Consider the following 26,123-nt stretch of genomic DNA (forward strand, 5'->3'; position numbering starts at 1 on the left):
CCCCCTGGATTGCTTCGCTGCCTCGCGACGACGCGTTGAACAGAGTGGCTGTCGTTTTTTGCAACCGGATCATCTTTGGAGAGTGCGATGAAGCGCTTCAATCTTTCGGCCTGGGCCGTCAGCCATCCGACGCTGATCCTGTTCCTGATGCTCATTCTCGGCGTCGCCGGGTTCTTCTCCTATCAGAAGCTCGGCCGCGCCGAGGATCCGTTCTTCACGGTGAAGGTGGTCAACGTCTCCGTGCTGTGGCCGGGCGCGACCGCGCAGGAGATGCAGGCGCAGGTCGCCGATCCCATCGAGAAGAAAATCCAGGAGCTGCCTTACTTCGAGAAGGTGCAGACCTATTCCAAGCCCGGCTTCACTGCGCTCCAGGTGACCTTCCGCGACTCCACGCCGCCGAAGGACGTTCCGTATCTCTTCTATCTGCTGCGCAAGAAGCTGGCCGACGTGCAGGGCCAGTTGCCCGCAGGGATTCTCGGACCCGTGGTCAACGACGAGTTCTCCGACGTCGATTCCATCCTCTACATGATGACCGGCGACGGCGCCGACTACGCCCAGCTCAAGAAGGTCTCGGAGGGTTTCCGTCAGCGCCTCCTGAAGGTGCCGGGCGTGACCAAGGTCGACGTCTACGGCAACCAGGATGAGCGCATCTTCGTCGAATTCAGCCATGCCAAGCTCGCCACCCTCGGCATCACGCCGCAGGCGCTGTTCGATTCGCTCGCCAAGCAGAACAACGTGACGCCGGCCGGCACGGTTGAGACCTCGTCGCAGCGCGTGCCGCTGCGCGTCACCGGTGCGCTCGACGGCGCCAAGGCCGTCGCGGAGACTCCGGTCGAGAGCAACGGCCGCGTGTTCCGCCTCGGCGACATCGCCACCGTCACCCATGGCTATGTCGACCCTCCGAGCTTCATCGTGCGCCAGGAAGGCAAGGCCGCGATCGGCATCGGCGTCGTCACCGCCAAGGGCGCCAACATCCTCGATCTCGGCAAGGAGGTCGAGAAGGCGACGGCTGAATTCATGAAGGCGGTGCCGCAGGGCGTCGACATCAAGCTGATCGCCGACCAGCCCAAGGTGGTCGAGCACGCCGTCAGCGAATTCGTGCACTCCTTCATGGAAGCCCTCGTCATCGTGCTGTTCGTGTCGTTCCTGGCGCTCGGCTGGCGTACCGGCATCGTGGTCGCGCTGTCGGTGCCCCTGGTGCTCGGCATCGTCTTCGTCGTCATGAACACGATGTCGCTCGATCTGCACCGCATCACGCTGGGTGCGCTGATCATCGCGCTCGGCCTGCTGGTGGATGACGCCATCATCGCCGTCGAGATGATGGTGGTGAAGATGGAGCAGGGCTGGGACCGCATGCGTGCGGCGTCCTTTGCCTGGGAATCCACTGCGTTTCCGATGCTCACGGGAACGCTGGTCACGGCCGCTGGCTTCCTCCCCATCGGCTTTGCCAATTCCGCGGTCGGCGAATATGCCGGCAGCATCTTCTGGATCGTGGCGATCGCGCTGGTCGCGTCCTGGTTCGTGGCGGTGATCTTCACGCCCTATATCGGCGTCATGCTGCTGCCCAACATCAAGGTGCACCACAATCACGATCCGCACGCGGTCTACGAGACCCGCATGTACCGGGGCCTGCGCGCCATCGTGCAGTGGTGCGTCAACCACCGCATCACGGTGGTGGCCGCGACCGTCGGCGTCTTCATCGCCTCAATCGTCGGCTTCGGCCACGTCCAGCAGCAGTTCTTCCCGCTGTCCGAGCGCCCCGAGCTGTTCCTCCAGCTCCGCCTGCCCGAGGGCACCGCCTTCAACGTCACGGAAAAGGCGGTGAAGAAGGCCGAGACCATGCTCAAGGACGACAAGGATATCGAGACCTACACGGCCTATGTCGGGCAGGGCTCGCCGCGCTTCTGGCTCGGCCTCAATCCGCAGCTTCCGAACGAGGCTTTTGCCGAAATCGTCATCGTCGCAAAGGGCGTCGAGGCGCGCGAGCGCATCAAGGCCAAGCTTGAAAACGCCGTTGCCGACGGCGCGCTCAACGAGGCCCGCGTGCGCGTCGACCGCTTCAATTTCGGTCCCCCCGTTGGCTTCCCCGTGCAGTTTCGCGTCATCGGCCCCGATGCCAACAAGGTGCGCGAGATCGCCTACCAGGTCCGCGACGTCATGCGGCAGAACAAGAGTGTCAAGGATGTCCAGCTCGACTGGAACGAGCAGTCCCCTTACCTCAAGCTCGTCGTCGACCAGGATCGCGCCCGCGCCATGGGGCTGACCCCGCAGGACGTGTCGCAGGCGCTGTCGATGCTGATCTCGGGCTCACAGGTGACGACCGTGCGCGACGGCATCGAGAAGGTCGGCGTGGTCGCGCGCGCCGTCTCGTCCGAACGGCTCGACCTCGGCGCTGTCGGCGATCTCACCATCACCTCGCGTAACGGCGTGGCCGTGCCGCTGCAGCAGATCGCCAAGATCGAGTATGCCCACGAGGAGCCGATCATGTGGCGGCGTAACCGCGACATGGCGATCACCGTGCGTTCCGACGTCGTCGACGGCGTGCAGGCGCCCGACGTCACCGGCCAGATCGCGCCGAAGCTGAAGGCAATCAAGGACAACCTCGAGCCGGCCTACCGCATCGAGGCGGGCGGCGCGTTCGAGGAATCCGCCAAGGGCAACGCCTCGATCTTCATTCTCTTCCCGCTGATGGTCATGGTGATGCTGACGCTGCTGATGTTCCAGCTGCAGAGCTTCTCGCGCCTGATCCTGGTGTTCCTGACCGCACCGCTCGGCATTGTCGGCGCCTCCTTCGGGCTCAACCTCGCCAACGCCCCGTTCGGCTTCGTGGCGCTGCTCGGCCTGATCGCGCTTGCCGGCATGATCATGCGCAACGCGGTCATCCTCGTGGATCAGATCGAGACCGACGTTTCGCATGGCCTGACCCGCCGTGAGGCGATCGTGGAGGCGACTGTCCGCCGGGCCCGTCCGGTGGTGCTGACGGCGCTTGCCGCCATCCTCGCCATGATCCCGCTGTCGCGCTCGGCGTTCTGGGGGCCGATGGCGATCACCATCATGGGCGGCTTGTTCGTTGCGACCTTCCTCACGCTGCTGTACCTGCCGGGCCTCTACGCCCTCTGGTTCCGCAAGAGCCTGGACGAGGCGGGCACCCCCGAGCAACCTGCCGCGCCGCAGCATGGGAGCGATGACCAGAACGCAATTCCGCTTGCTGAGGCGGCTGAATAAGTGAAGATGAACTGCTGATTGACGAGTCCTGACAGATGACACTGGTTTCGGAACATATCGAAGGCGACACCCGGGATCGTATTCTCGAGGTGGCCGAGCGGCTGTTCCGCCAGATCGGCTATCTCAAGACCACGGTCGGGGACATCGCCAAGGAGCTCAAGATGAGCCCCGCCAACGTCTATCGCTTCTTCGAATCGAAGAAGGCGATTCATCAGGCGGTGGCCCGCTCACTGATGGGCGAGGTCGAGCTGGAAGCGCAGCGGATCGTGGCGAGGCCCGGTCCGGTAACGCCGCGCTTCCGCGAGCTGCTCACCACCATCAATCGCATGAACACCGAACGCTATGTCGGCGACAATAAGCTGCACGAGATGGTCGAGATCGCGATGCAGGAGGACTGGGATGTCTGCGTCAACCACATGGAGTGTATTGCCGGGGTCATCGGCCAGATGATCGCGCAAGGCGTGGCGTCCGGCGAGTTCGAGGCGCCGGACCTGCAACTGGCCGCGCTCTGCGCCTGCACCGCGATGATGCGTTTTTTCCACCCCCAGATGATCGCCCAGTGCGCCACGAAGCCGGGCCCGACGATCGACCAGATGATCGATTTCGTCATCGCGGGATTGTCCCCGCGCCACTGACGCGGCGACGGATTTCCTCCTATAAGCAGGCCCACCGCCCCGGAATGACGGCTGGTGGCTGGCAAGGACGGATTAACACACTCCGTCATTGCGAGCGTAGCGAAGCAATCCAGACTGTCTCTGCGGAAGGATTCTGGATTGCTTCGCTGCGTTCGCAATGACGAGAAGGAAACAGCGCGTGACCGACAAAGACCTGCACTTCTACGAGCCCGCCAAGGGCCACGGCCTCAAGCACGATCCCTTCAACGCCATCGTCGCGCCGCGGCCGATCGGCTGGATTTCGTCGCGCGACACCAAGGGCCACGTCAATCTCGCGCCCTACAGCTTCTTCAACGCGTTCTGCTATGTCCCTCCGATCATCGGCTTCTCCTCCACCAATTGGAAGGACACGGTCGCGAACATCCAGCAGACCGGGGAGTTCGTCTGGAATCTGGCCACCATGGACCTGGCCAGGCACATGAACGCGACTGCGGCGCACGTCGGCCCTGAGGTCGACGAGTTCGAGGTTGCCGGCCTCACCGCTGTGCCCGGCAGGCTCGTCAACGTGCCGCGCGTCGGCGAGAGTCCCGTCGCCTTCGAGTGCAAGGTGTCCGACATCGTCCGGCTCAAGGGCGCCAACGGCAAGGAAGCCAATGCCTGGCTGACGCTCGGCGAGGTCGTTGCCGTCCACATCGACAAGGCCATGATCAAGGACGGCGTCTACCAGACCGCCGCCGCCCGCCCGATCGTCCGGGCCGGCCGCAGCGGGGATTATTTCGAGATCAAGCCGGAAAACATGTTCGAGATGGTGCGGCCGGATTAGGCGCCTCTCTCTCCATCCCGTCATTCCGGAGCGCGCCGTTAGGCGCGAACCTGGAATCCATTCATGGACCAGCGCTGCCGCACCATGGATTCCGGGCTCGCGCTTCGCGCGCCCGGGAATGACATCCCTCCCGGAACTGCCACCACGCCTCGGCCGTTATGGCCCTTGGGCGGCTGCCCGGCCGCGTCAATTCGCGTCTTTTCGCAGGTGAAGTGTTCACCTCCGCCGGCCACTTTCCGCTAAAATGCCCATCACCGCGCCGATGCATGAGGTCCGCCATGAGCTTCCGCCGCGACACCCTGACCAAGCCGATCTTCTCCTGGGCGCGCGGCGTGCTGCCGGCGATGTCGGACACCGAGCGCGAGGCGCTGGAGGCCGGCGACGTCTGGTGGGACGCCGATCTCTTCACCGGCAACCCTGATTGGTCGAAGCTGCTGAAGATTCCGCAGGCAACGCTGACCGAAGAGGAGCAGGCCTTCCTCAACGGCCCGGTCGACGAGCTCTGCGCCTTGCTCGACGAGTGGAAGATCTTTTGGGAATGGCGCGACCTGCCGCCCGACGTGTGGCACTTCATCAAGCGCGAAAAATTCTTCGGCATGATCATTCCGAAGGAGTTCGGCGGCCTCGGCTTCTCGCCTTATGCGCATTCGGAAGTGGTGCGCAAGATCTCGACCCGCTCGATTGCCGCCGCGGTGACGGTGATGGTGCCGAACTCGCTCGGCCCCGGCGAACTCCTGATGCACTTCGGCACCAAGGAGCAGCAGCAGCGCTGGCTGCCGCGTCTTGCCGACGGCCGCGACATTCCCTGCTTCGGCCTCACCAGCCCGGAGGCCGGCTCCGACGCCGCCTCGATGGTCGACACCGGCATCATCTGCAAGGGCACCTTCGAGGGCCAGGAGGTGCTGGGCCTGAAGCTCAACTGGCACAAGCGCTACATCACGCTCGGTCCCGTCGCGACGCTGCTTGGCCTCGCCTTCAAGGCCTATGACCCCGATCATCTCGTCGGCGATCAGGAAGAGCTCGGCATCAGCGTGGCGCTGATCCCGACCAACCTTCCCGGCGTGGAAATCGGCAAACGCCATCTGCCGTCGATGCAGGTGTTCCAGAACGGCCCGAATTGGGGCCGCGACGTTTTCATTCCGCTCGATTACGTCATCGGGGGCCAGGCGCGGCTGGGGCAGGGCTGGAAGATGCTGATGACGGCGCTCGCCGCCGGCCGCGGCATCTCGTTGCCGTCCCTCTCCGCTGCCGGCGCCGCCTATGCCGCGCGCACCACCGGCGCCTATGCCCGCATCCGCGAGCAGTTCGGCATTTCCATCTCCAAGTTCGAGGGCGTCGAGGAGCCGCTCGCGCGCATCGTCGCGACCGCCTATCAGCTCGACGCGGCACGACGGCTGACCTGCGCCGCGCTGAATGCCGGCATCCATCCCGCCGTCATCTCGGGCATCATGAAGCTGCACGCAACCGAGCGGATGCGCACCGCGGTCGACGACGCCATGGACATCCATGGCGGCAAGGCCGTGATCGACGGTCCGCAAAACTATCTCGGCAATCTCCACCGTGCCGTCCCCGTCGGCATCACCGTCGAGGGCGCCAATATCCTCACCCGTAATCTCATCGTGTTCGGACAGGGCGCCATCCGCGCCCATCCCTATTTGCTCGACGAGATGAATGCGCTTGCCGATGCCGATCGCGAGCGCGGGCTCACCGCCTTCGACAAGGTGTTCTGGAAGCATGTCGGCCACAGCTTCGAGACACTCTTGCGCGCGTTCGGCCGGAGCTGGAGCTTTGGTGTCTTCGCGCTTGCACCCGATGCGGGTGACGCCAGGCCCTTCTATCGTCAGCTCTCGCGCTACTCGGCGGCGTTTGCCCTCTGCGCCGATATGGCGCTGCTGACGCTCGGCGGAGCGCTCAAGCGCAAGGAGATGCTGTCGGCGCGCTTCGGGGACATCCTGTCCGAGCTGTATCTGCTCTCGGCCGCGCTCAAACGCTGGCAGGACGAGGGCCGGCAGAAGGAAGATTTTGCCGCGCTCGAATGGTGCATGGCGACGGGCTTTCGGACCATCGAGAACCGGCTTGCCGAGATTCTCGCCAATCTGCCGAACCGTTTCGTCGCAGGCATCCTCAAGCTCGTGGTCCAGCCCTTCGGCGCTCGCGTGCTGGGTCCCTCCGACCGGGTCGTGCATCAATGCGCGAGCCTCGTGCTGGAGCCGTCGGCCGCGCGCGACCGCCTCACGCCCGATCTCGCTTATGTCGATGACGATGGCGGCTTCGCCCGGCTGGAGCGCGCGTTCAAGCTGGTCGCGGCCACGGACGCCATCGCCAGGCGCATGCGCGCGGCTCACATGAGCGACTGGAAGGATGCGGTGGCCAAGGGTGTGATCACGCAGGCAGAGGGCGAGCAGCTGGCCGCGGCCCGCGAAGCGGTGACAAAGGTGATAGAGGTCGACGATTTTGCGCCGGAGGCGCTGTCCCCGATTTACAAGAAAACCGGCGACGTGCATCAGTTCTTCCAAGAACTCGGTGAACAGAGGGCGGCGAGCTGATGGCACGACCGGTTTTCATCGTCGACGGCAGCCGGACGCCGTTTCTGAAGGCGCGCTCGGGGCCGGGGCCGTTCACGCCGGTCGATCTCGCCGTGCAATGCGGCCGGCCGCTGCTGGCGCGCCAGCCGTTTTCGCCTGATACCTTCGACCAGGTCATCCTCGGCTGCGTCAACGTGATCGCTGACGAAATGAACCCGGCCCGCGTCGCAGCACTCCGGCTCGGCATGGGCGAGGACATGGTCGCCTTTACCGTGCAGATCAATTGCGGCTCCGGCATGCAGTCGATCGACACCGCCTATCGCTACATCCGCGAGGGCCATGCCGACATGATCCTCGCCGGCGGCACCGAGGCCTTGAGCCACGCGCCGCTGGTGTGGCCGAATTCCGGCGTGCGCTGGTTTGCCGGGCTCGCCACCGCCAAGGGCGTCGCCGCGAAGCTTGCCGCGGCCTTCAAGCTGCGGCCGCGCTATCTCAAGCCGATCATCGGCCTTGAGCGCGGGCTGACCGATCCCATTACCGACCTGAACATGGGCCAGACCGCCGAAGTCGTCGGCCATCTCTTCGACATCACCCGCGCGCAGTCCGATGCCTATGCCGCCGAGAGCCATCGCCGGCTCGCGCATGCGCAGGCGGAAGGTTTTCTCAAGGGCGAAGTCGAAACGGCGTTCTCCCGCGACGGAAAATTCTTCGACCATGATGATGGCGTGCGTCCGGACTCGACAGCCGAGACGCTCGCGAAACTGAGGCCGGTGTTCGAGCGTCCCTGGGGCCAGGTCACTGCCGGCAATTCCTCGCAGATCACCGACGGCGCGTCCTGGGTGATCCTGGCTTCCGACGACGCGGTCGCCAAGTACAAGCTGACGCCGAAGGCTGTCATCGTCGACAGTAACTGGGCCGCACTTGATCCTGCTATCATGGGTCTTGGTCCTGTGATGTCGGTGACGCCGCTACTGAAGCGCAACGATCTCACCATCCAGGACATCCAGACCTGGGAGCTCAACGAGGCCTTCGCCACCCAAGTGCTCGGCTGTCTCGCCGCCTGGAATGACGACAAATTCTGCCGCGAGATTTTGGGGCTGGACGGCGCCGCCGGCGAGATCGACCGCGAAAAACTCAATGTCGACGGCGGCGCTATCTCGCTTGGGCATCCCGTCGGCACCTCCGGCAATCGCATCGTGCTGCATCTCGTCAACACGATGAAGCGGCTCGGCACGCGGCGCGGCGTTGCCACCGAATGCATCGGCGGCGGGCTTGGCGGCGCCATGCTGATCGAGGCGGTGTGACCATGGATTCCAGGATCATGACCGCGCTCGGCGACCGCGTGCTGGAGCTCGGGCCCAAGCCCGCTGCCGATAGTCCCTACAAGCACTTCAAGCTGACGCGCGACGCCGACGGCGTCGCCTGGCTGCTGTTCGATCGTACTGACGCCAGCGCCAATACGCTGTCCTCTGAAGTGATGGAGGAGTTCGATGCCGTGCTCGCCGCGATCGAGACCGAGCGTCCTGCCGGCCTCGTAATCCGCTCCGCAAAGCCGTCCGGATTCATCGCGGGCGCCGACGTCAACGAATTTCGCGGCGCCGATGATGCCGGGATGGTGGAGACGCGGATCCGCGCTGCCCATGCGGTGGTCGACCATCTGGAAGCGCTGAAGCTGCCGACCGTCGCGGTGATCCACGGCTTCTGCCTCGGCGGTGGGCTCGAAGTTGCGCTCGCCTGCCAATCGCGCATCGCGATCGACGGCGCGCGCTTTGGTTTCCCTGAGGTGATGCTGGGCTTGCATCCCGGTCTCGGCGGCACCGCGCGCTTCACCGCGCTGATCAATCCGACCCAGTCGATGGCCCTGATGCTGACCGGCCGCACCATCGATGCCCGCCGTGCCAAATCGCTCGGCCTCGTCGACACCGTGACGCAGGAGCGCCACGTTCGCAACGCCGTCAAGGATGCACTGTTCGGCCGCCTCAAGCGGGCGCGGCCGGGTTTTCTGACGCGTGCGGCGAATTTCGGCCCGGCGCGCGGGCTGCTGGCCCGGCGCATGCGCTCGGAGGCGGCGAAGGCCGCGTCTCGCGAGCATTATCCTGCGCCCTATGCCTTGATCGATCTCTGGGAGACCCATGGCGGCAGCAAGGCCGCGATGCTCAGGGCAGAGCAGGCTTCGTTCGCCAAGCTGATGGTGACGCCCACCGCGCAGAACTTGATCCGCGTGTTCTTCCTGCGCGAGCAGATGAAGAAGGCAGCAGGCTCCGGCAACACGGTCAGGCATCTCCACGTCATCGGCGCCGGCGCGATGGGCGGCGACATCGCGGCCTGGTGCGCGGGGCAGGGGCTGCGCGTCTCGCTCGCCGACATGAAGGCGGAGCCGATTGCGGGCGCGGTCAAGCGCGCCGCTGATCTTTTTGGCAAGATCATTCGGAAACCTACCGATGTCCGCGACGCGCTCGATCGCCTGATCCCCGACATGGACGGGGAGGGCGTCCGCAACGCCGATCTCATCATCGAGGCTGTCCCGGAGAAGCTCGAACTCAAGCAGAAGGTCTATGCCGGCCTCGAGCCGCGAATGAAGCAGGGCGCGATTCTCGCGACCAACACCTCGAGCATTCCGCTCCAGGATTTGCGCACCATGCTGGCGCGGCCGGAGCGGCTGGTGGGCCTTCACTTCTTCAATCCGGTGTCGCGGTTGCAACTGGTCGAAGTCGTCAGCCATGACGGTAACGATACGCAGGTGCTGAAGGAGGCACTCGCTTTCGTCGGCGCGATCGATCGGCTGCCGTTGCCGGTGAAGAGCTCGCCGGGGTTCCTCGTCAACCGCGCGCTGACGCCCTACATGCTGGAAGCGATGGTGATGCTGGACGAGAAGATCGACCAGCGCCTGATCGACGCCGCCGCGGAGCAGTTCGGCATGCCGATGGGACCGATCGAACTGGCCGACCAGGTCGGGCTCGACATTTGTCTCGACGTCGGCGACATGCTGCGTAGCAAGTTCGGCGATCTGCTGCCGCCGACGCCGGCCTGGCTGCGGGAGAAGGTCGCCAAGGGCGAACTCGGCCGCAAGACCGGCAAGGGTTTTTACGTCTGGCGCGACGGCAAGGCCGAGAAGGCGCCGTTGTCCGAGACCGGTCCGCGCGTCACCGACCAGATGATCGACCGCCTGGTGCTGCCGATGTCCAATGTCTGCGTTGCGGCGCTTCGCGAGGGTATCGTCGATGACGCCGACATGGTCGACGGCGCCATGATCTTCGGCACCGGTTATGCACCGTTCCGTGGCGGTCCGCTGAATTATGCGCGCACGCGTGGCGTCGATCATGTCGTATCCACCTTGCGCGCGCTGGCCGGGAGATTCGGCGAGCGCTTTGCGCCGGATCCGGGCTGGGATAATTTCAAGTGAGCAATCTTCAAGTGAGCAATCTTCAAGTGAGAGCGGCATGAACGAACAAGCCAATGCCGGGCCGGGCGGCGATCTCTGCATCCGTACGCTGGCGATGCCGGCCGACACCAACGCAAACGGCGACATCTTCGGCGGCTGGTTGCTCAGCCAAATGGACGTCGGCGGCGGCGTGTTTGCGTCAAAGGTCGCGAAGTCGCGCACGGTGACCGTCGCCATCGAGGCGATGAATTTCCGCAAGGCGGTCTATGTCGGCGATCTCGTTTCGGTCTATGCCAATCTCGTCCGCGTGGGCCGCACCTCGATGACCGTGCATCTCGAAGCCTGGGCGCTACGGCGCAGGGAGCTCCAGCCGATCCTGGTGACCGACGGCAATTTCACTTACGTCTCGATCGACGAGGACGGCCGTCCGCAAACGATCCAGAGAAACGATCCACCAATCGCGACGTAATCGCGCGCGACTTTGCGTCCCATCTCAAGTGCGGCGCCGCCAAACGCGGCGCGACTGAGTCACGGCGCCGCGGCTTTGCCAAGAACCAGTCATAAAACGGATGAGGTCCCGGCGTACTCGATCCCGTGTCGATCCGGGGTGGAAACGGCGTCAAAATGCCCAGGAACCTTTGGGTAGAACTGCCGTTATTTGCCCGCACTGAGGAATCCACGGACCATGCCGGACAGCTACATCATCGAAGTCGATTCGCAGACCGCAGGTATCGTCGTTCGTTCCCAGGGAGGCTATTGCTTTTTCGCCTCATCCAACCGCTTTAACCGTCTCGAAGGCCAGCTCTTCCGCAACGCCCGCGAAGCCGAGCGCGCCGCGCGCAAGCTGGTTAACGGTGACGTGAAGGAAGCGGCGTAAGCGCAGCTGTCATTCCGGGGCAGGCGTAGCGTGAGCCCGGAATCCATTTTGCCGCAGAGAACGTCGACGAATGGATTCCGGGTCCGCGCCTTTCGGCGCGTCCCGGAATGACACCTTCAATCACAACTTCGTCGCCGCCCGCGAGAGCAGCTTCCAGTCGTCGCCCTGCTTCTGCCAGTTCATCAGGATGTGAAGGTTGGTCGGCACTTTTTTCCCATCGGCCGCCATCTCCTGTTCCGCCACCCAGTGGAAGCGCACGATCGCAGCGGGGCCGACGACCTTGATGGTCGGGTCCTTGTACTCGATCGACAGGAATTTGGACTTGCCGTCGGTGGCGTTGGCGATGAAGGTCGCCTTGTCCTCGACCTTGCCGCTGGAATGGCTGTAGCTCACTTCGTCGGCGCAGAGCGCGCCGAGCGCCTTGGGATCGGCCGCGATCTGGGCGAGACGGAAGGCCTCGACCTTCTTCGCCACGGCTTCCTCGTCCGCCGTGGCCGCCAGCACCGGTGCCGTAAGCGCTGAAACTGCAAGAGTGGAGACGGCAAGAGCTGGGACTGCAAGAGTCGAGAGAGCCAGATCGCGTCGGTTGATCGTCATCGTTTCCTCCTTTTTGATCTTGCATGGAGTGTTGCAGCCGCGCGCGACTTTGTCGAGTGTCGCGTGGTGGTCATGCACGTGCGTCATTGCGCGATTGGCGCTGTATTGATACGGCTTTCGTATTGATGCGTCATATATCGGGAAGGTACGGACATGATCGAGGCTATCGGCAGGGCGTTACTGTTCGACATCGACGGTACGCTCGCCAACACCGATCCGCTGCACCTGAAGGCCTTCAATCAGGTGCTCGGCCCTCGCGGCCATGTCTTCGATCACGCGCGCTTCTCCAGGGAGCTGCAAGGCTTCGCGAATATAGCGATCGGCGAGCGCTTTCTGCCCGACGAGGCGCCGGAACGGCGTGCCTTGATCCTCGATGAGAAGGAGGAAGTCTTCCGCGAACTCGTCGCCGGGCAGATCGAACCGCTGCCGGGCCTGATGGCGCTGCTCGACAGGGCGGATGCGGCCGGTATTCCCATGGTTGCCGTGACCAACGCCCCGCGACTCAATGCGGAGCTGCTGCTGTCCGGCCTCGGCATCACGCACCGTTTCAAGGCGCTCGTGATCGGCGCCGAGCTGTTGCACGGAAAGCCGCATCCGCTGCCTTATCAGGAAGGGTTGCGCTTTGCCGGCGCCAGCGCGATGGCCTCGATCGCGTTCGAGGACTCCCGCACCGGCGTGCAATCGGCCGCGGCGGCCGGCATTCCGACCATCGGCATCCGGACCAGCCTCAGCCATGCTGATCTCGTCGCCGCCGGGGCCATCGCCTCCGCCAGCGCCTTCGACGACCCGGACCTGCTCGCGCGGCTCGCCGCTGCGATGGCGTGGTGAAGACCTCGTCCGTTAACCGTGATCGGCGCGCGCATTGACCGAACGCGCGAACCGCCGCACCATGCAGCTTCCTGACTTGAGGCCATCGCCGTGACCGGACTGACCCATCGCCAAGCCGAAATCCTCAACATCGCGCGAGCCTCGGGCCGCGTCATGGTCGAGGAGCTGGCGCGCCGGTTCGAGGTCTCGGCGCAGACCATCCGCAAGGATCTCAACGATCTCTGCGAGCGCCGCTCGCTGACCCGCATCCATGGCGGCGCCATCATCGCCTCCGGCGTGGAAAACCTCGCTTATGAGGCGCGGCGCTTCGTCGCCGCCGACGAGAAGAAGGCGATTGGAGCCGCGGCCGCCTCGCTGATCCCGAACGGCTGCTCGCTCTTCATCAACATCGGCACCACGACCGAGGAGGTGGCGAGCGCGCTGACCTCGCACGAGGACCTCCTCGTCATCACCAACAATCTCAACGTCGCCATGCTGCTCTACCGCCATCCCCGCATCGAGGTGGTGGTTGCCGGCGGCACGGTGCGGCGCGCCGACGGCGCGGTTGTCGGCTCGACCGCGACGCAGCTGATCGGCCAGTTCAAGGTCGACTACGCCATCATCGGCGCGTCCGCGATCGACGAGGAGGGCGCGCTGCTCGACTTCGACTATCGCGAGGTGCAGGTGGCGCAGGCCATCATCGCCAATGCCCGCAGCGTCATGCTGGTCGCCGATTCCACCAAGCTCCGCCGCAGCGCCCCGGTGCGCATCGCGCATATCAGCCAGATCCAGACCTTCGTCACCGACCAGGAATTGCCCGAGCGCCTCGCCACCATCTGCCACGGCAAGGGCATCGAGGTGATGGCGGCGATGCCAAAGGGGGCGGACGTCGATGAGGCTCAGGCCGATGTGCAGGATGCAGCACCTGAATCGGCGCCGGTGGTGCGGTTGAGGTAGGACTATGGGTTGTCCCACGGGTTCAGCAGCGGCACGCCGAATACCGCGAAATCCTTCACTTTGCGTGTGGCGAGCATGAGGTTGTTCGCGAGCGCGGTCGCGGCAAAGAAGCCGTCCATGACAGACAATGCGACGCCGCTTCTGCGGCTCTGAGCCATGAGGTCACCCCAGCGTTCCGCCACCGCGTGGTCGATCGGCAGGGTGCGCCCGGCAAAACGCTCCGGCAGATCGTGGGCAAGCCAGGCGGCCAATGCTGCGCGCCGACGGCCGTCCTCCAGCAATGCGATGCCGCGGCGAAGCTCGGCGATCGATGCCACGCTGATGAACGCACGATCCTCGTCGATCGTATCAAGCCATGACAAGACTTTCGGCGAAGGGGCCGGCCTCTGGACCTCCGACAACACGTTGGTGTCGAGCAGCAGATTCACGGCAGCTCGTCGTGCGGCGCGTCGTGCACGCGTTCAAGCTCGAGATCGGCGCTGCGCAGCGGCGAAGCCAGCAGGAATTCGGCCAAGGTTCCTTTGCGCGCCGTCTTGCGCGCCCATTCCTCGGCGGAAACGATCACCGCATTGGGCTTGCCGTGTCGGGTGATGATTTGCGGGCCGGCTTGGGCACGGTCGATCACCTCGGAGAGCCGGGCCTTGGCGTTGGCAAGCGTCCACGAGTCAGTCGCCGGTGAGTCTGGTGCAGTGCTGTGTTCTGTCATGCAGATAAAGACCAATATGACTATCGTAACTAATAATGGTCGTCGACGACTATTCAAGAGCAATAATGCTGCGCGAATCCCGTCCCGAACTGCCCATTTCCACACCCATATGCCCACTCGAAAGTTCCGCTTTCACTTCCTTTCTCCCCTCTTTCATCTTGCTTTCGTTTTCTGGTGTGATCTAATCAAAAGCGAAAGTAACCGCTCGATTGAACGGGCGGTCGCCGGGGGATGCGTCTGTTGGAGCGGATTTTCGACCTCGCCATTATTGGAGGCGGTGTTAACGGCTGCGGCATCGCGCGCGACGCGGTGGGCCGCGGCAACACGGTCTTCCTGTGCGAAATGAACGATCTGGCGAGCGGGACGTCGTCCTGGTCGACCAAGCTGGTGCATGGCGGCCTGCGCTATCTCGAATATTACGAGTTCCGGCTGGTCCGCGAGGCGCTGATCGAGCGCGAGATTCTCTGGGGGATCGCGCCTCACATCATTCGCCCCCTGCGTTTCGTTTTGCCGCACCATGCGGGCTTAAGGCCAGCCTGGCTGCTGCGCCTCGGCCTCTTCCTCTATGACCACATCGGCGGCCGTCATCTGCTGCCGGCGACGCGCTCGGTCGACCTTGGGCGCGACGAGGTCGGCCGCCCGCTGATCCCGAACCGCTACCGCCGCGCGTTCGAATATTCCGACTGCTTCGTCGACGACGCCCGTCTCGTCGTACTCAACGCGCGCGATGCCGCCGACAAGGGCGCCGAGATCCGTACCCGGACCCGCGCAACCGATATTAAACAGACCGACGGCATCTGGACCGTCAGCATGATCGACACGCTGACCGGCGCGCGCTCGTCGATCCGGGCCCGTGCGCTGGTCAATGCCGGCGGGCCCTGGGTCGAGGATGTGCTCGGCCGCGGCGCCGGCGTCAACGCGAAAGCCAAGGTGCGCCTGGTGCAGGGCTCGCACATCGTCGTAAAGAAACTCTACGACCATGACCGTGCCTACATGTTCCAGAATGCCGACGGCCGCATCATCTTCGTCATTCCCTATCAGGACGATTTTACGTTGATCGGCACCACCGACCGCGACTATGACGGCGATCCCGCCAAGGTGAAGGCGACGGCCGAGGAGATCCAGTATCTCTGCACGGCGGCAAGCGAATATCTGGCCAAGCCTGTCACGCCCGATGACGTGGTCTGGACCTATTCCGGCGTGCGTCCGCTCTATGATGACGGCGCCAGCGAAGCCAAGGCCGCGACGCGCGACTATGTGTTCGAGCTCGACACGCCCGGCGGCGTGCCGCTGCTGTCGATCTATGGCGGCAAGATCACGACCTACCGCCGTCTCGCCGAGGAGGCGCTGGAGCGGCTCGCGCCCTATCTTCGCAGTGCGAAAGCGCGCGAAGGCTGGACCGGCAAATGGCCGCTGCCCGGCGGCGACATGGGTGTGTCCGATGTCGACGGCCTGATCGCCGAGCTTCAGCGCGGCTATCCTTTCCTCAGCCACGAGCATGCGCGGCGCCTCGCACGCGCCTATGGCACGAGGGCGATCAAGCTGCTTGGCGATGCGAAATCGGCGGCCGATCTCGGCCAGGCCTTCGGTGCGACGCTGAGCGAGCGCGAAGTCCGCTATCTCATGGCCAACGAATGGGCCGTCACCGCCGACGACGTCGTCTGGCGCCGTTCCAAGCTCGGCCTGCGACTAAGTGCCGACGAGATCGCGGCGCTTGATGACTGGATCAGGACCCACGCCGTGCAGCAAAGTCCCCTGCTGGAAGCGGGAGGACGCTCATGACAGTGGCACTCGATCACGTAACCCGGACTGTCGACGGTATCGAGCACATTCGCGACGTCTCGCTGACGCTCGAGAGCGGCACGCTCAACGTGCTGCTCGGGCCGACGCTGTCGGGCAAGACCTCGATCATGCGGCTGCTCGCTGGCCTGGACAAGCCGACATCGGGCAAGCTGCTGGTCAACGGCAAGGACGTCACCGGCGTCGACGTGCGCCAGCGCTCGGTCGCCATGGTCTATCAGCAGTTCATCAACTACCCCTCGCTGTCGGTCTACGAGAACATCGCTTCGCCCTTGCGCGTGCAGGGCAAGCCGCGCGCCGAGATCGAGGCGCGGGTCGCGGAAGCCGCCCGGCTGCTCAGGCTCGAGCCGTTCCTGAAGCGCACGCCGCTCCAGCTTTCCGGCGGCCAGCAGCAGCGAACCGCGATGGCGCGCGCGCTGGTGAAGGGCGCCGACCTCGTGCTGCTCGACGAGCCGCTCGCCAATCTCGACTACAAGCTGCGCGAGGAGCTGCGCACCGAGCTGCCGCGCATCTTCGAGGCGTCCGGTGCGATCTTCGTTTATGCCACCACGGAGCCGACCGAGGCGCTGCTGCTCGGCGGCAACACGGTGTGCATGTGGGAGGGGAAGGCGCTCCAGATCGGCGAGACGCCAAACGTCTACCGGCGGCCGCAGACCTTGCGCGTCGCGCAGGTGTTCTCCGATCCGCCGCTCAATCTCGTCGGCATCGAGAAAAAGAACGGCTCGGTGCAATATGCGGGCGGCATTGCCGCGCCGGCGTCCGGTCTCTATTCCTCGCTCGCGGACGGCGCCTATCGCGTCGGATTTCGTGCCCATCAGCTCGCGCTTGCCAATGGCGAGACCGACCGCCACGCCTTCCATGCCACGGTAACGGTGACCGAGATCACCGGTTCGGAGAGTTTCGTGCATCTGACCCGCGACGGATCGAACTGGGTGGCGGTGTTGCACGGCGTGCACGAGTTCGAGCCCGGGCAGACCATCGATGCCGTGCTTGATCCCAACGACGTTTTCGTGTTCGACGCTGGCGACCGCCTGGTCGCAGCGCCCGGTCCCATAGCGTTTTCAAGCGAAGTGCCGAGCGGTTCGCGTGAAGAAAACGCGTCAAAGAAACAAGCTTGAGGGGGATGCGACATGGCCCGCATTGACCTCGTCGATCTCGCGCACTCCTACGGCGGCAATGATGCGCCGCAGGACAGCTTTGCTCTCAAGCCTGTCACTATGACCTGGCGACAGGGCGGCGCCTACGCGCTGCTCGGGCCGTCCGGCTGCGGCAAGACCACGCTCCTCAACGTCATCTCGGGCATCATCACCCCGTCGCGCGGGAAAATCCTGTTCGACGGCGAGGACATCACACCGCTGTCAACCCAGAAGCGCAACATCGCCCAGGTGTTCCAGTTTCCGGTGATCTACGACACTATGACGGTGGGGCAGAATTTGGCGTTCCCTCTGAAGAACCGCGGTATACCGAAGGCCGAGATCGACAAGCGCGTCGCCGAGATCGGCCGCCTGCTCGACCTCGAGCCTTATCTGAACCGCAAGGCGACGCGGCTCACGGCCGATGCCAAGCAGAAGATCTCGCTCGGTCGCGGCCTGGTCCGCTCGGACGTCGCCGCGGTGCTGTTCGACGAGCCGCTCACCGTGATCGACCCCGAGCTGAAATGGCAGCTCCGCTCCAAGCTGAAGGCGCTGCATCGCGAGCTCGACCTGACGATGATCTACGTCACCCACGACCAGACCGAAGCGCTGACCTTCGCCGACACCGTGGTGGTCATGCATGACGGCCGCGTGGTGCAGAGCGGCACGCCGGCCGAGCTGTTCGACAAGCCGGCGCACACCTTCGTCGGCTATTTCATCGGCTCGCCCGGCATGAACATTTTGCCGGCCGAGGTAAGGGGCCGCGAGGCCAGGATCGGCGGTCACGTCATCGCGCTCAATCGCAGCTACGACAGCCTTCCGCCAAGCGCGAAGATCGAGATCGGCGTCCGTCCGGAATTCGTCGAGGCCGTCGCGCCTGCGCCTGGCCTGCTCAGTGCAAAGATCGAACGCGTCGACGACCTCGGGCGCATCCGTTTCGCGCGTGCGAGGCTCGGCGACGCAAAACTCGCGGCCCGCGCGCCGGCCGGCTTCACCAGCCCGGATGGCACGGCCGGCCTGAAATTCGACCCGTCGCACGTCCACGTCTATGCCGACAGCCTTCTGGTGGAGGGAGCCGCCTGATGGACAAGACCGTCAACCAAAAAGCCTGGTTCCTGGTGCTGCCGGTGTTCCTGGTCGTCGCCTTCTCGGCGGTGCTGCCGTTGATGACGGTGGTGAACTATTCGATGCAGGACACCTTCGGCAACAACCAGTTCTTCTGGAACGGTGTCGGCTGGTTCAAGGAATTGCTCGATCCCTCGACCGATCTCGGCGGCCGCTTCCTGGCTTCGCTCGGGCGCAATCTGTTCTTCTCGCTGGTGATCCTCGCGATCGAGGTGCCGCTCGGCATCGTCGTCGCGCTGTCGATGCCGCGACAGGGGTGGACGGTTGCGGCCTGCCTCGTCATCCTGGCGCTGCCGCTGCTGATCCCGTGGAACGTGGTCGGCACGATCTGGCAGATCTTCGGCCGCCCCGACATCGGCCTGCTCGGTTATGTCCTCAATGCCATCGGCATCGATTATAATTACGTCTCCAACGATATCGACGCCTGGGTCACCGTCATCGTGATGGATGTCTGGCACTGGACCAGCCTGGTCGCGCTGCTGTGCTACGCCGGCCTGAAGTCGATCCCCGAAGCCTATTATCAGGCGGCGCAGATCGATGGCGCCTCCCGCTGGGCGGTGTTCAAGGCGATCCAGCTGCCGAAGATGAATCGTGTGCTGCTGATCGCGGTGCTGCTGCGCTTCATGGACAGTTTCATGATCTACACCGAACCGTTCGTGGTGACGGGTGGTGGGCCCGGCAACTCGACGACCTTCGTGTCGATCGAGCTGGTCAAGATCGCGCTCGGCCAGTTCGATCTCGGCAAGGCCGCCGCGCTGTCGCTGGTCTACAACCTCATCATCCTGATCGTCTGCTGGATCTTCTACACCGTCATGACCAATGCCGGCGCCGAGCGGAAGCCGCAGGAAGGAGCCGCGTGATGCATTCGATCCCCGGCCGTCGTCTCATCATGGCGCTGTTTTTGATCTTCCTGCTGTTGCCGATCTACTGGCTCGTCAACATGAGCTTCAAGACCAACGCCGAGATCGTCTCGACGATGACGCTGTGGCCGCACGCGCCGACGCTCCAGCACTACAAGCGCATCTTCACCGACGAGAGCTGGTATTCCGGCTACATCAACTCGCTGGAATATGTCGTCCTCAACACCATCATCTCGATCTCGGTGGCGCTGCCGGCAGCCTACGCGTTTTCGCGCTACCGCTTCCTCGGCGACAAGCATCTGTTCTTCTGGCTGCTGTCGAACCGCATGGCGCCGGCCGCGGTCTATGCGCTGCCGTTCTTCAATCTCTATTCGGCGATCGGCCTGTTCGATACGCCCTGGGCGGTCGCGCTGGCGCACTGCATCTTCAACGTCCCGCTGGCGGTGTGGATCCTGGAAGGCTTCGTCTCCGGCGTGCCGCGCGAGATCGACGAGACCGCCTTCCTCGACGGCTATTCCTTCCCGCGCTTCTTCATCAAGATTCTGGTGCCGCTGATTGCGAGCGGCATCGGCGTCGCCGCCTTCTTCTGCTTCATGTTCTCCTGGGTCGAGCTGCTGCTGGCGCGCACGCTGACCTCGGTGCAGGCCAAGCCGATCGCGGCGATCATGACGCGCACGGTGTCGGCCGCGGGCATGGACTGGGGCCTGCTGGCTGCGGCCGGCGTGCTGACGATCATCCCGGGCGCGCTCGTGATCTGGTTCGTTCGGAACTACATCGCGAGCGGTTTCGCGCTCGGTCGGGTTTAGGGAGGCATCAATGGAAGCTATTGCATGGATGGCCTGGACGCCGCCGACGGCGATCTTCTTTGTCGCGCTCGCCTGCACGTTGGCCGTGATGACCTGGCTCGGGGTGGCCTATCCCGAAGCCGAACGTGTCGGCGTGCTGCGCATCCCGACCACGCGGGGCGACCGTCTGTTCATCTCCCTCATCACGGCAGCGGTCATCCACTTGCTGTGGATCGCCTTCGCCGGCACCGACGCCCTCGCCACGCTGCCGATCGGCGAGGACGGACTTGAAATTTCGCGCCTTTGGATCGCATCAGGAATTTCGCTGGCCACGGCCGTACTCATTTTCCGCACGGTCTAGCCCGCGAAGGAACGGCCAGATCCGGGACCAACCCGGGCCTGTAAAAAGTTTGTCGCTGCAACGGAGGAATAACATGCGGCAGTTTAGGAGAAGGGAACGTCCATTGACCAAGAATAGCTTTCTGACGATGTCCAGCGTCGCCGCCATGGTCGCGGTGTCGTTGGCCGTCTCGGCGCCGGTGCGCGCCGCCGACGACGCCGCGATCCAGAAGTGGATCGCGGAATTCCAGCCCTCGACGCTGTCGAAAGACGAGCAGAAGAAGGAGCTGGAGTGGTTCGCCAAGGCCGCCGAGCCCTTCAAGGGCATGGAGATCAACGTCGTCTCCGAGACCATCACGACCCACGAATACGAGTCGCAGACGCTGGCCAAGGCGTTCTCCGAGCTCACCGGCATCAAGCTCAAGCACGACATCATCCAGGAAGGTGACGTGGTCGAGAAGCTGCAGACCCAGATGCAGTCCGGCAAGAACGTGTACGACGGCTGGATCAACGATTCCGACCTGATCGGCACCCACTTCCGCTACGGCCAGACCATCGCGCTGTCGGACTACATGACCGGCGAGGGCAAGGACGTCACCGATCCCATGCTCGACGTCAACGACTTCATCGGCAAGTCGTTCGGCACGGCGCCGGACGGCAAGCTCTATCAGCTGCCCGACCAGCAGTTCGCGAACCTCTACTGGTTCCGCTACGACTGGTTCACCAACCCCGACTACAAGGCCAAGTTCAAGGCCAAGTACGGCTACGAGCTCGGCGTGCCGGTGAACTGGTCGGCCTATGAAGACATCGCCGAGTTCTTCACCAACGACATAAAGGAGATCAACGGCGTCAAGGTCTACGGCCATATGGACTATGGCAAGAAGGACCCGTCGCTCGGATGGCGTTTCACCGACGCCTGGCTGTCGATGGCCGGTAACGGCGACAAGGGCATCCCGAACGGTCTGCCCGTCGACGAATGGGGCATCCGCATGGAAGGCTGCCGTCCGGTCGGCTCCTCGGTGGAGCGTGGTGGCGACACCAACGGTCCGGCCGCGGTCTACTCGATCACCAAGTACCTCGAGTGGATGAAGAAGTATGCTCCGCCGCAGGCCCAGGGCATGACCTTCTCCGAATCCGGTCCGGTGCCGGCGCAGGGCAATATCGCCCAGCAGATGTTCTGGTACACCGCCTTCACCGCCGACATGGTGAAGCCGGGCATCGCCGTGATGAACGCGGACGGTACGCCGAAATGGCGTATGGCTCCGTCGCCGCACGGTTCGTACTGGAAGGAAGGCATGAAGCTCGGCTACCAGGACGCGGGCTCGGCGACGCTGCTGAAGTCGACTCCCGCTGACCGCCGCAAGGCGGCCTGGCTCTATCTTCAGTTCATCGTCTCCAAGACGGTCAGCTTGAAGAAGAGCCATGTCGGTCTCACGTTCATTCGTGAATCCGACATCTGGGACAAGTCGTTCACCGAGCGTGCGCCGAAGCTCGGCGGCCTGATCGAGTTCTACCGCTCGCCCGCGCGCGTGCAGTGGACCCCGACCGGCAACAACGTGCCCGACTATCCGAAGCTGGCGCAGCTGTGGTGGCAGAATATCGGCGATGCGTCGTCCGGTACGAAGACGCCGCAAGCCGCGATGGACTCGCTTGCCGCCGCCCAGGACTCCGTCATGGAGCGTCTGGAGAAGTCCGGCGTGCAGGGCGCCTGCGGTCCGAAGCTGCACAAGAAGGAGACGGCCGAGTACTGGTTCGCCAAGGCCCAGAAGGACGGCACGATCGCCCCGCAGCGCAAGCTCGCCAACGAGAAGCCGAAGGGCGAGACGGTCGACTACGACACCCTGATCAAGTCGTGGCCGGCACAGCCCCCGAAGCGCGCTTCGCTGCAGTAAGGCACTTCAACATAACGACGAAAGGCCGGGAGCAATCCCGGCCTTTTTCTTTTTATTGTCGTGGATTTTGCTTCCACAACGTCATTGCGAGCGAAGCGAAGCAATCCAGAGTCTTCCCACGGAGGTAGTCTGGATTGCTTCGTCGCTTCGCTCCTCGCAATGACGGAGGGTGGAGCGACGACGACGCCTTACTCAGCTGGCTCAGCCGCCAGCGTCGGGTAATCCGTGTAGCCCTTGGCGCCGCCGCCGTAGAACGTGTTCTTGTCCCAATCGTTCAGCGTCGCGCCCGCCTTCAGGCGCTCGACCAGATCGGGGTTGGAGATGAACGGCTTGCCGAAGGCGATGAGATCAGCCGCGTTCGCGTCCAGCACCTTGGCGGCGAGATCGAAATCATAGCCGTTGTTGGCGATGTAGGCGCCGGGGAAGCGCTTGCGCACGCCCGCATAGTCGAACGGCGCGATGTCGCGCGGACCGCCGGTGGCGCCCTCGACGACATGGAGATAGACGAGCTTCAGCGCCGCGAGACCATCGACGATATGGTCGTACAGGGCTTGCGGGTTCGAATCCGAGATGTCGTTGGCAGGCGTCACCGGCGAGATGCGGATGCCGGTACGATCGGCTCCGGCCTCCGCCACGACGGCCCTGGAGACTTCCAGCATCAGTCGCGCGCGGTTCTCGATCGAGCCGCCATAGGCGTCAGTACGCTTGTTGGTGCCGTCCTTGGCGAACTGCTCGAGCAGATAGCCGTTGGCGCCGTGGATCTCGACGCCGTCGAAGCCGGCTTCGAGCGCATTCTTCGTGGCGCGCTTGAAATCGTCGATGATCCCTGGAATTTCGGAGAGTTCGAGCGCACGGGGCTCAGAGACGTCAGCGAAGCCGCCGTTGACGAAGGTCTTGCCCTTGGCGCGGATCGCGCTCGGTGCCACCGGGGCTGCGCCATTGGCCTGAAGGTCGACATGCGAAATGCGGCCGACATGCCAGAGCTGGATGAAGATCTTGCCGCCGCGCTGGTGCACCTGATCGGTGACCTTGCGCCAGCCGGCAACCTGCTCCTTGGAATAGATGCCGGGGGTGTCCTGGTAGCCTTGGCCCTGCTGCGAGACCTGGCTCGCTTCGGTGATCAGAAGCCCCGCAGAAGCACGCTGGGCGTAATAGTCGGCGGCGAGCGCGCCCGGTACGAAGGTGCCGGGAAAGGCGCGGTTGCGCGTCAGCGGCGCCATCACGAAACGGTTCGCCAGCGTGATCGGGCCGAGCTTGTAGGTCTCAAACAATTTGGTCGAACGGCTCATGAGAATGCTTCCAGGCGGTGAGAGATCCGGAACACTTGTGCATCGCGGCAATCAGCGCAAGGGAGGAGCCATACGGAAACTGCAGGCGAGATGCGCAGCGGGGCTACGCAGCATAAAGCATGTGCAATTTCAGCCGCGGCAGCAGATTCGATCTCCCGCCGCGGCCGCCTGAATCATCGGGTATTAGTTCGCGCCGAGGAAATCGCGTTTGCCGACCTCGACGCCGGCGTGGCGCAGAAGGCCGTGGGCGGTGGCGGCGTGGAAATAGAAGTTGGGCAGCGAGAACGCGCTGAGGAATTGCTGGCCCTTCATGGTGATGGACTTGTCGGGACCGGCCGGGAAGGTGACGTCCTTGGTGTCGGCGCCCTCGAACTGCTCGGGCTTGAACGATTTCACATAGTCGATGGTCTTGGCGAGCCGCTGCTTCAATTCGGCAAAGCTAGTCTCGGTGTCTGCTGTGGAGGGCACTTCGCTATGGGTCAGCCGGGCGCAGCCTTTGGCTGCAAAATCGCTGACCAGCTGGATCTGCTTCGAGAGCGGCAGCATGTCCGGAAACAGGCGGGAGCCCAGCAGGACGGCGGGATCGACCTTTTTGGCCGCGCAATGCGCCTCGGCTTTCGTGAGCAGGCCGGTCAGGCTGTTCAGCATTTGCAAATAGGCGGGAACGACGGCGTCGTGGAAGGACATGTGATGCTCGCTATTGTGGTGGGAAATCTCAGGAGAAACCTGAGCCACTCACATGGGAACCTCATGGAAAAATACAATCGCGGGAGCGGCTTGTGCAGTGCGAAAATTCTACCGGGCGGGCTTGTGGTGCTATCGGCGCCCCCCGCTGTCATCGTCCGGCTTGACCGGACGATCCAGTACTCCGAGGCAGCTGTGATTGAATCGATAGGCCGCGGCGTACTGGATGCCCCGCTTTCGCGGGGCATCCAGCGATTCTAGTGCTTAGCGGATCGTCCCCGCCGGCTGCGCCTGTGCCGTGCCACCGCGCATTCGGGCCAAAAGCTCGGCGGTCGGCCAGGAATCCGCGGGCAGACCGTATTTGACCTGCATAGCCTTCACCGCGGCGCGGCTCTGCTGGCCCAGCACGCCGTCGACCTTGCCGACATTGAAGCCGGCCTGGACCAGAAGCTGCTGCAATTGCTTGAGCTCGTTGAACGGCAGCTGCGCGACCGGTGTGGACGGCTTTCGCATCGGAGCCGCGCCCGCGATGCGGGTGGCGAGATAGCCTGCGGTGGTCGAATAGATCAGCGAGTTATTCCACTCGGTGTAGGCCGCGAAATTCGGGTACGCCATGAAGGCTGGCCCGAAGCGCCCCATCGGCAGCAGCACGGAGGCGGCAAGATTGTCGTTCGGCAGCGGCCTGCCGTCGGGATAGGTCACGCCGAGCTGCGCCCATTTCGAGCGCGGTAGCTGCACCGTGAGGTCGGTCTGATCCCACGGCAGGTTTTGCGGCACCTTGATCTCTTCCAGCCACGGCTCGCCGCGCCGCCACTTCAATCCGTTGGCGATGTAGTTCGCGGTCGAGCCGATCACGTCGTCCTCGCTGCGGAGGAGATCGCGTCGTCCGTCGCCGTCATAGTCGACGGCATAGTTGACGTAATGCACGGGCAGGAACTGGGTCTGTCCGAGCTCGCCGGCCCAGGAGCCGACCATCTCGTCAGGATGCAAATCGCCGCGGTCGATGATCTTCAGCGCGGCAATGGTCTCGTTCACGAACATCTCCGAGCGGCGGCAATCATAGGCCAGCGACACCAGCGATTTCAGCGTCGGCAGATTGCCCATGTTGACGCCGAAATCGCTCTCCAGTCCCCAGAACGCTGCGATCACCGCCGGCGGCACGCCGTATTCCTTTTCCGCGCGCGCGAATGCGGCCGCATGTTGCTTGATGTGCTGCTGGCCGTTCTGCATGCGATAGGGCGCGGCCATGCGGCCGGCAAATTCGGTGAAGAGCTGGCCGAACACGCGCTGGCCGCGATCGCGATTGACGATGCCCTGGTCGTAGACGAGGTAAGGCGCGGCCGCCGCGATCGTCCGCTGCGACACGCCGACGGCAACGGCCTGTTGTTTCACGTCGGCCAGAAACCGATCGAAGTTCGCGCCGTTATGGCACGCCGCCGCGCGCGGCGACGGCGCGGTCGCCCTGGGGGCTGCTGGTTTTGCGGGCGCTGGCGCGAACTGGGCGGAGGCGGTTGCAGACAGCGCGACAAGAGTGACGGCCGCGATCGCAAATCGGGTCTGGAGCATGAGGTTTCCGGGGGGAGGGCGCGTGGGGAATCTTGCCAAAGCTTAAGGGAATTGAGCGCCTCAAACCATCCTTTCGTCATGGCCGGGCTTGTCCCGGCCATTCACGCTTTCGGCCTTGCGCCGGAGGGAGAACGTGG

23 protein-coding genes are annotated in these 26,123 nt (G+C 64.1%); 17 read left to right on the top strand and 6 right to left on the bottom strand.

The genetic code is table 11. The features are described from left to right. The first annotated feature begins 87 nt into the window (after nt 1-87). From AC0L3K_RS10860 to AC0L3K_RS10895, 8 genes are all read left to right on the top strand, one after another. On the top strand, nt 88-3,225 hold the full coding sequence (locus tag AC0L3K_RS10860; protein ID WP_007595187.1) for an efflux RND transporter permease subunit: 3,138 nt from the start codon (nt 88-90) through the stop codon (nt 3,223-3,225). Between the two features lie 35 nt (nt 3,226-3,260). After that, complete coding sequence (locus AC0L3K_RS10865; protein ID WP_007595185.1) at nt 3,261-3,860, top strand: TetR/AcrR family transcriptional regulator; 600 nt, start codon at nt 3,261-3,263, stop codon at nt 3,858-3,860. 178 nt (nt 3,861-4,038) lie between these two features. After that, complete coding sequence (locus AC0L3K_RS10870; RefSeq protein ID WP_354127407.1) at nt 4,039-4,662, top strand: flavin reductase family protein; 624 nt, start codon at nt 4,039-4,041, stop codon at nt 4,660-4,662. A 278-nt stretch (nt 4,663-4,940) separates the two neighbouring features. Next, complete coding sequence (locus tag AC0L3K_RS10875; RefSeq protein ID WP_354127406.1) at nt 4,941-7,208, top strand: acyl-CoA dehydrogenase; 2,268 nt, start codon at nt 4,941-4,943, stop codon at nt 7,206-7,208. Beyond that, nucleotides 7,208-8,491 (top strand): acetyl-CoA C-acetyltransferase, encoded by a 1,284-nt coding sequence (locus AC0L3K_RS10880; RefSeq protein WP_007595180.1) that lies wholly within the window; start codon nt 7,208-7,210, stop codon nt 8,489-8,491. Before AC0L3K_RS10875 ends, AC0L3K_RS10880 begins: the two co-directional genes overlap by 1 nt. A gap of 2 nt (nt 8,492-8,493) precedes the next feature. Then, nucleotides 8,494-10,590, top strand: coding sequence for a 3-hydroxyacyl-CoA dehydrogenase NAD-binding domain-containing protein (locus AC0L3K_RS10885; RefSeq protein WP_473365958.1), 2,097 nt, complete (start codon nt 8,494-8,496; stop codon nt 10,588-10,590). 37 nt (nt 10,591-10,627) lie between these two features. Beyond that, complete coding sequence (locus AC0L3K_RS10890) at nt 10,628-11,038, top strand: acyl-CoA thioesterase (RefSeq protein WP_007595177.1); 411 nt, start codon at nt 10,628-10,630, stop codon at nt 11,036-11,038. 216 nt (nt 11,039-11,254) lie between these two features. Next, nucleotides 11,255-11,446, top strand: a complete 192-nt coding sequence (locus AC0L3K_RS10895; protein WP_007595173.1) for a hypothetical protein — start codon at nt 11,255-11,257, stop codon at nt 11,444-11,446. Between the two features lie 120 nt (nt 11,447-11,566). Here the strand turns inward: AC0L3K_RS10895 and AC0L3K_RS10900 are convergent, their stop codons facing one another. Further along, nucleotides 11,567-12,043: a nuclear transport factor 2 family protein gene (locus AC0L3K_RS10900; protein WP_473365959.1), complete on the bottom strand. Its 477-nt coding sequence runs from the start codon at nt 12,041-12,043 to the stop codon at nt 11,567-11,569. 153 nt (nt 12,044-12,196) lie between these two features. On the opposite strand from AC0L3K_RS10900, the gene AC0L3K_RS10905 reads away from it, so the two are divergent. Then, complete coding sequence (locus AC0L3K_RS10905) at nt 12,197-12,871, top strand: HAD family hydrolase (protein ID WP_473365960.1); 675 nt, start codon at nt 12,197-12,199, stop codon at nt 12,869-12,871. Between the two features lie 90 nt (nt 12,872-12,961). Further along, nucleotides 12,962-13,807 carry a DeoR/GlpR family DNA-binding transcription regulator gene (locus AC0L3K_RS10910; protein ID WP_007595163.1) on the top strand — a complete coding sequence of 282 codons (846 nt, stop codon included), beginning with the start codon at nt 12,962-12,964 and terminating at the stop codon, nt 13,805-13,807. A 2-nt stretch (nt 13,808-13,809) separates the two neighbouring features. Here AC0L3K_RS10910 and AC0L3K_RS10915 read toward each other — a convergent pair whose 3' ends face one another. Further along, nucleotides 13,810-14,235, bottom strand: coding sequence for a PIN domain-containing protein (locus AC0L3K_RS10915; RefSeq protein WP_473365961.1), 426 nt, complete (start codon nt 14,233-14,235; stop codon nt 13,810-13,812). Continuing rightward, nucleotides 14,232-14,513, bottom strand: a complete 282-nt coding sequence (locus AC0L3K_RS10920) for a type II toxin-antitoxin system Phd/YefM family antitoxin (RefSeq protein ID WP_473366016.1) — start codon at nt 14,511-14,513, stop codon at nt 14,232-14,234. The genes AC0L3K_RS10915 and AC0L3K_RS10920 overlap by 4 nt, the downstream gene beginning before the upstream one ends. 231 nt (nt 14,514-14,744) lie before the next feature. Here AC0L3K_RS10920 and glpD point away from each other — a divergent pair, with 231 nt between their 5' ends. The 7 genes from glpD to AC0L3K_RS10955 all read left to right on the top strand — a co-directional run bounded on the left by glpD (nt 14,745) and on the right by AC0L3K_RS10955 (nt 22,447). Then, nucleotides 14,745-16,295, top strand: coding sequence for a glycerol-3-phosphate dehydrogenase (gene glpD / locus AC0L3K_RS10925; RefSeq protein ID WP_473365962.1), 1,551 nt, complete (start codon nt 14,745-14,747; stop codon nt 16,293-16,295). After that, nucleotides 16,292-17,431: an ABC transporter ATP-binding protein gene (locus AC0L3K_RS10930; protein ID WP_007595155.1), complete on the top strand. Its 1,140-nt coding sequence runs from the start codon at nt 16,292-16,294 to the stop codon at nt 17,429-17,431. The genes glpD and AC0L3K_RS10930 overlap by 4 nt, the downstream gene beginning before the upstream one ends. 12 nt (nt 17,432-17,443) lie before the next feature. After that, complete coding sequence (locus AC0L3K_RS10935; RefSeq protein WP_473365963.1) at nt 17,444-18,529, top strand: ABC transporter ATP-binding protein; 1,086 nt, start codon at nt 17,444-17,446, stop codon at nt 18,527-18,529. Further along, nucleotides 18,529-19,431, top strand: a complete 903-nt coding sequence (locus AC0L3K_RS10940; protein WP_219684474.1) for a carbohydrate ABC transporter permease — start codon at nt 18,529-18,531, stop codon at nt 19,429-19,431. The genes AC0L3K_RS10935 and AC0L3K_RS10940 overlap by 1 nt, the downstream gene beginning before the upstream one ends. After that, nucleotides 19,431-20,237: a carbohydrate ABC transporter permease gene (locus AC0L3K_RS10945; RefSeq protein ID WP_007606994.1), complete on the top strand. Its 807-nt coding sequence runs from the start codon at nt 19,431-19,433 to the stop codon at nt 20,235-20,237. The genes AC0L3K_RS10940 and AC0L3K_RS10945 overlap by 1 nt, the downstream gene beginning before the upstream one ends. Nucleotides 20,238-20,247: 10 nt before the next feature. Further along, complete coding sequence (locus AC0L3K_RS10950; RefSeq protein ID WP_027568539.1) at nt 20,248-20,577, top strand: DUF2160 domain-containing protein; 330 nt, start codon at nt 20,248-20,250, stop codon at nt 20,575-20,577. Between the two features lie 127 nt (nt 20,578-20,704). Beyond that, the gene (locus AC0L3K_RS10955) at nt 20,705-22,447 is read left to right on the top strand and encodes an ABC transporter substrate-binding protein (RefSeq protein WP_035993295.1); all 1,743 of its coding nucleotides are present in this window, start codon (nt 20,705-20,707) and stop codon (nt 22,445-22,447) included. Between the two features lie 188 nt (nt 22,448-22,635). Here the strand turns inward: AC0L3K_RS10955 and AC0L3K_RS10960 are convergent, their stop codons facing one another. From AC0L3K_RS10960 to AC0L3K_RS10970, 3 genes are all read right to left on the bottom strand, one after another. After that, entirely contained in the window at nt 22,636-23,736 is a 1,101-nt protein-coding gene (locus AC0L3K_RS10960; RefSeq protein ID WP_007595144.1) for an alkene reductase, read from the bottom strand. 183 nt (nt 23,737-23,919) lie between these two features. Further along, nucleotides 23,920-24,423 (bottom strand): DUF1993 domain-containing protein, encoded by a 504-nt coding sequence (locus AC0L3K_RS10965; protein WP_007595142.1) that lies wholly within the window; start codon nt 24,421-24,423, stop codon nt 23,920-23,922. Between the two features lie 261 nt (nt 24,424-24,684). Continuing rightward, on the bottom strand, nt 24,685-25,986 hold the full coding sequence (locus AC0L3K_RS10970; RefSeq protein WP_473365964.1) for a lytic murein transglycosylase: 1,302 nt from the start codon (nt 25,984-25,986) through the stop codon (nt 24,685-24,687). Between the last annotated feature and the right edge of the window lie 137 nt (nt 25,987-26,123).

The organism is Bradyrhizobium sp. MI1.10 (assembly GCF_055811035.1).

Coding starts and splice junctions, on each gene's coding strand:
- AC0L3K_RS10860 (WP_007595187.1), top strand. CDS start 88: ATGAAGCGCTTCAATCTTTCGGCCTGGGCCGTCAGCCATCCGACGCTG.
- AC0L3K_RS10865 (WP_007595185.1), top strand. CDS start 3,261: ATGACACTGGTTTCGGAACATATCGAAGGCGACACCCGGGATCGTATT.
- AC0L3K_RS10875 (WP_354127406.1), top strand. CDS start 4,941: ATGAGCTTCCGCCGCGACACCCTGACCAAGCCGATCTTCTCCTGGGCG.
- AC0L3K_RS10880 (WP_007595180.1), top strand. CDS start 7,208: ATGGCACGACCGGTTTTCATCGTCGACGGCAGCCGGACGCCGTTTCTG.
- AC0L3K_RS10885 (WP_473365958.1), top strand. CDS start 8,494: ATGGATTCCAGGATCATGACCGCGCTCGGCGACCGCGTGCTGGAGCTC.
- AC0L3K_RS10890 (WP_007595177.1), top strand. CDS start 10,628: ATGAACGAACAAGCCAATGCCGGGCCGGGCGGCGATCTCTGCATCCGT.
- AC0L3K_RS10895 (WP_007595173.1), top strand. CDS start 11,255: ATGCCGGACAGCTACATCATCGAAGTCGATTCGCAGACCGCAGGTATC.
- AC0L3K_RS10900 (WP_473365959.1), bottom strand. CDS start 12,043: ATGACGATCAACCGACGCGATCTGGCTCTCTCGACTCTTGCAGTCCCA.
- AC0L3K_RS10905 (WP_473365960.1), top strand. CDS start 12,197: ATGATCGAGGCTATCGGCAGGGCGTTACTGTTCGACATCGACGGTACG.
- AC0L3K_RS10920 (WP_473366016.1), bottom strand. CDS start 14,513: ATGACAGAACACAGCACTGCACCAGACTCACCGGCGACTGACTCGTGG.
- glpD (WP_473365962.1), top strand. CDS start 14,745: ATGCGTCTGTTGGAGCGGATTTTCGACCTCGCCATTATTGGAGGCGGT.
- AC0L3K_RS10930 (WP_007595155.1), top strand. CDS start 16,292: ATGACAGTGGCACTCGATCACGTAACCCGGACTGTCGACGGTATCGAG.
- AC0L3K_RS10935 (WP_473365963.1), top strand. CDS start 17,444: ATGGCCCGCATTGACCTCGTCGATCTCGCGCACTCCTACGGCGGCAAT.
- AC0L3K_RS10940 (WP_219684474.1), top strand. CDS start 18,529: ATGGACAAGACCGTCAACCAAAAAGCCTGGTTCCTGGTGCTGCCGGTG.
- AC0L3K_RS10945 (WP_007606994.1), top strand. CDS start 19,431: ATGCATTCGATCCCCGGCCGTCGTCTCATCATGGCGCTGTTTTTGATC.
- AC0L3K_RS10950 (WP_027568539.1), top strand. CDS start 20,248: ATGGAAGCTATTGCATGGATGGCCTGGACGCCGCCGACGGCGATCTTC.
- AC0L3K_RS10955 (WP_035993295.1), top strand. CDS start 20,705: ATGTCCAGCGTCGCCGCCATGGTCGCGGTGTCGTTGGCCGTCTCGGCG.
- AC0L3K_RS10960 (WP_007595144.1), bottom strand. CDS start 23,736: ATGAGCCGTTCGACCAAATTGTTTGAGACCTACAAGCTCGGCCCGATC.
- AC0L3K_RS10965 (WP_007595142.1), bottom strand. CDS start 24,423: ATGTCCTTCCACGACGCCGTCGTTCCCGCCTATTTGCAAATGCTGAAC.
- AC0L3K_RS10970 (WP_473365964.1), bottom strand. CDS start 25,986: ATGCTCCAGACCCGATTTGCGATCGCGGCCGTCACTCTTGTCGCGCTG.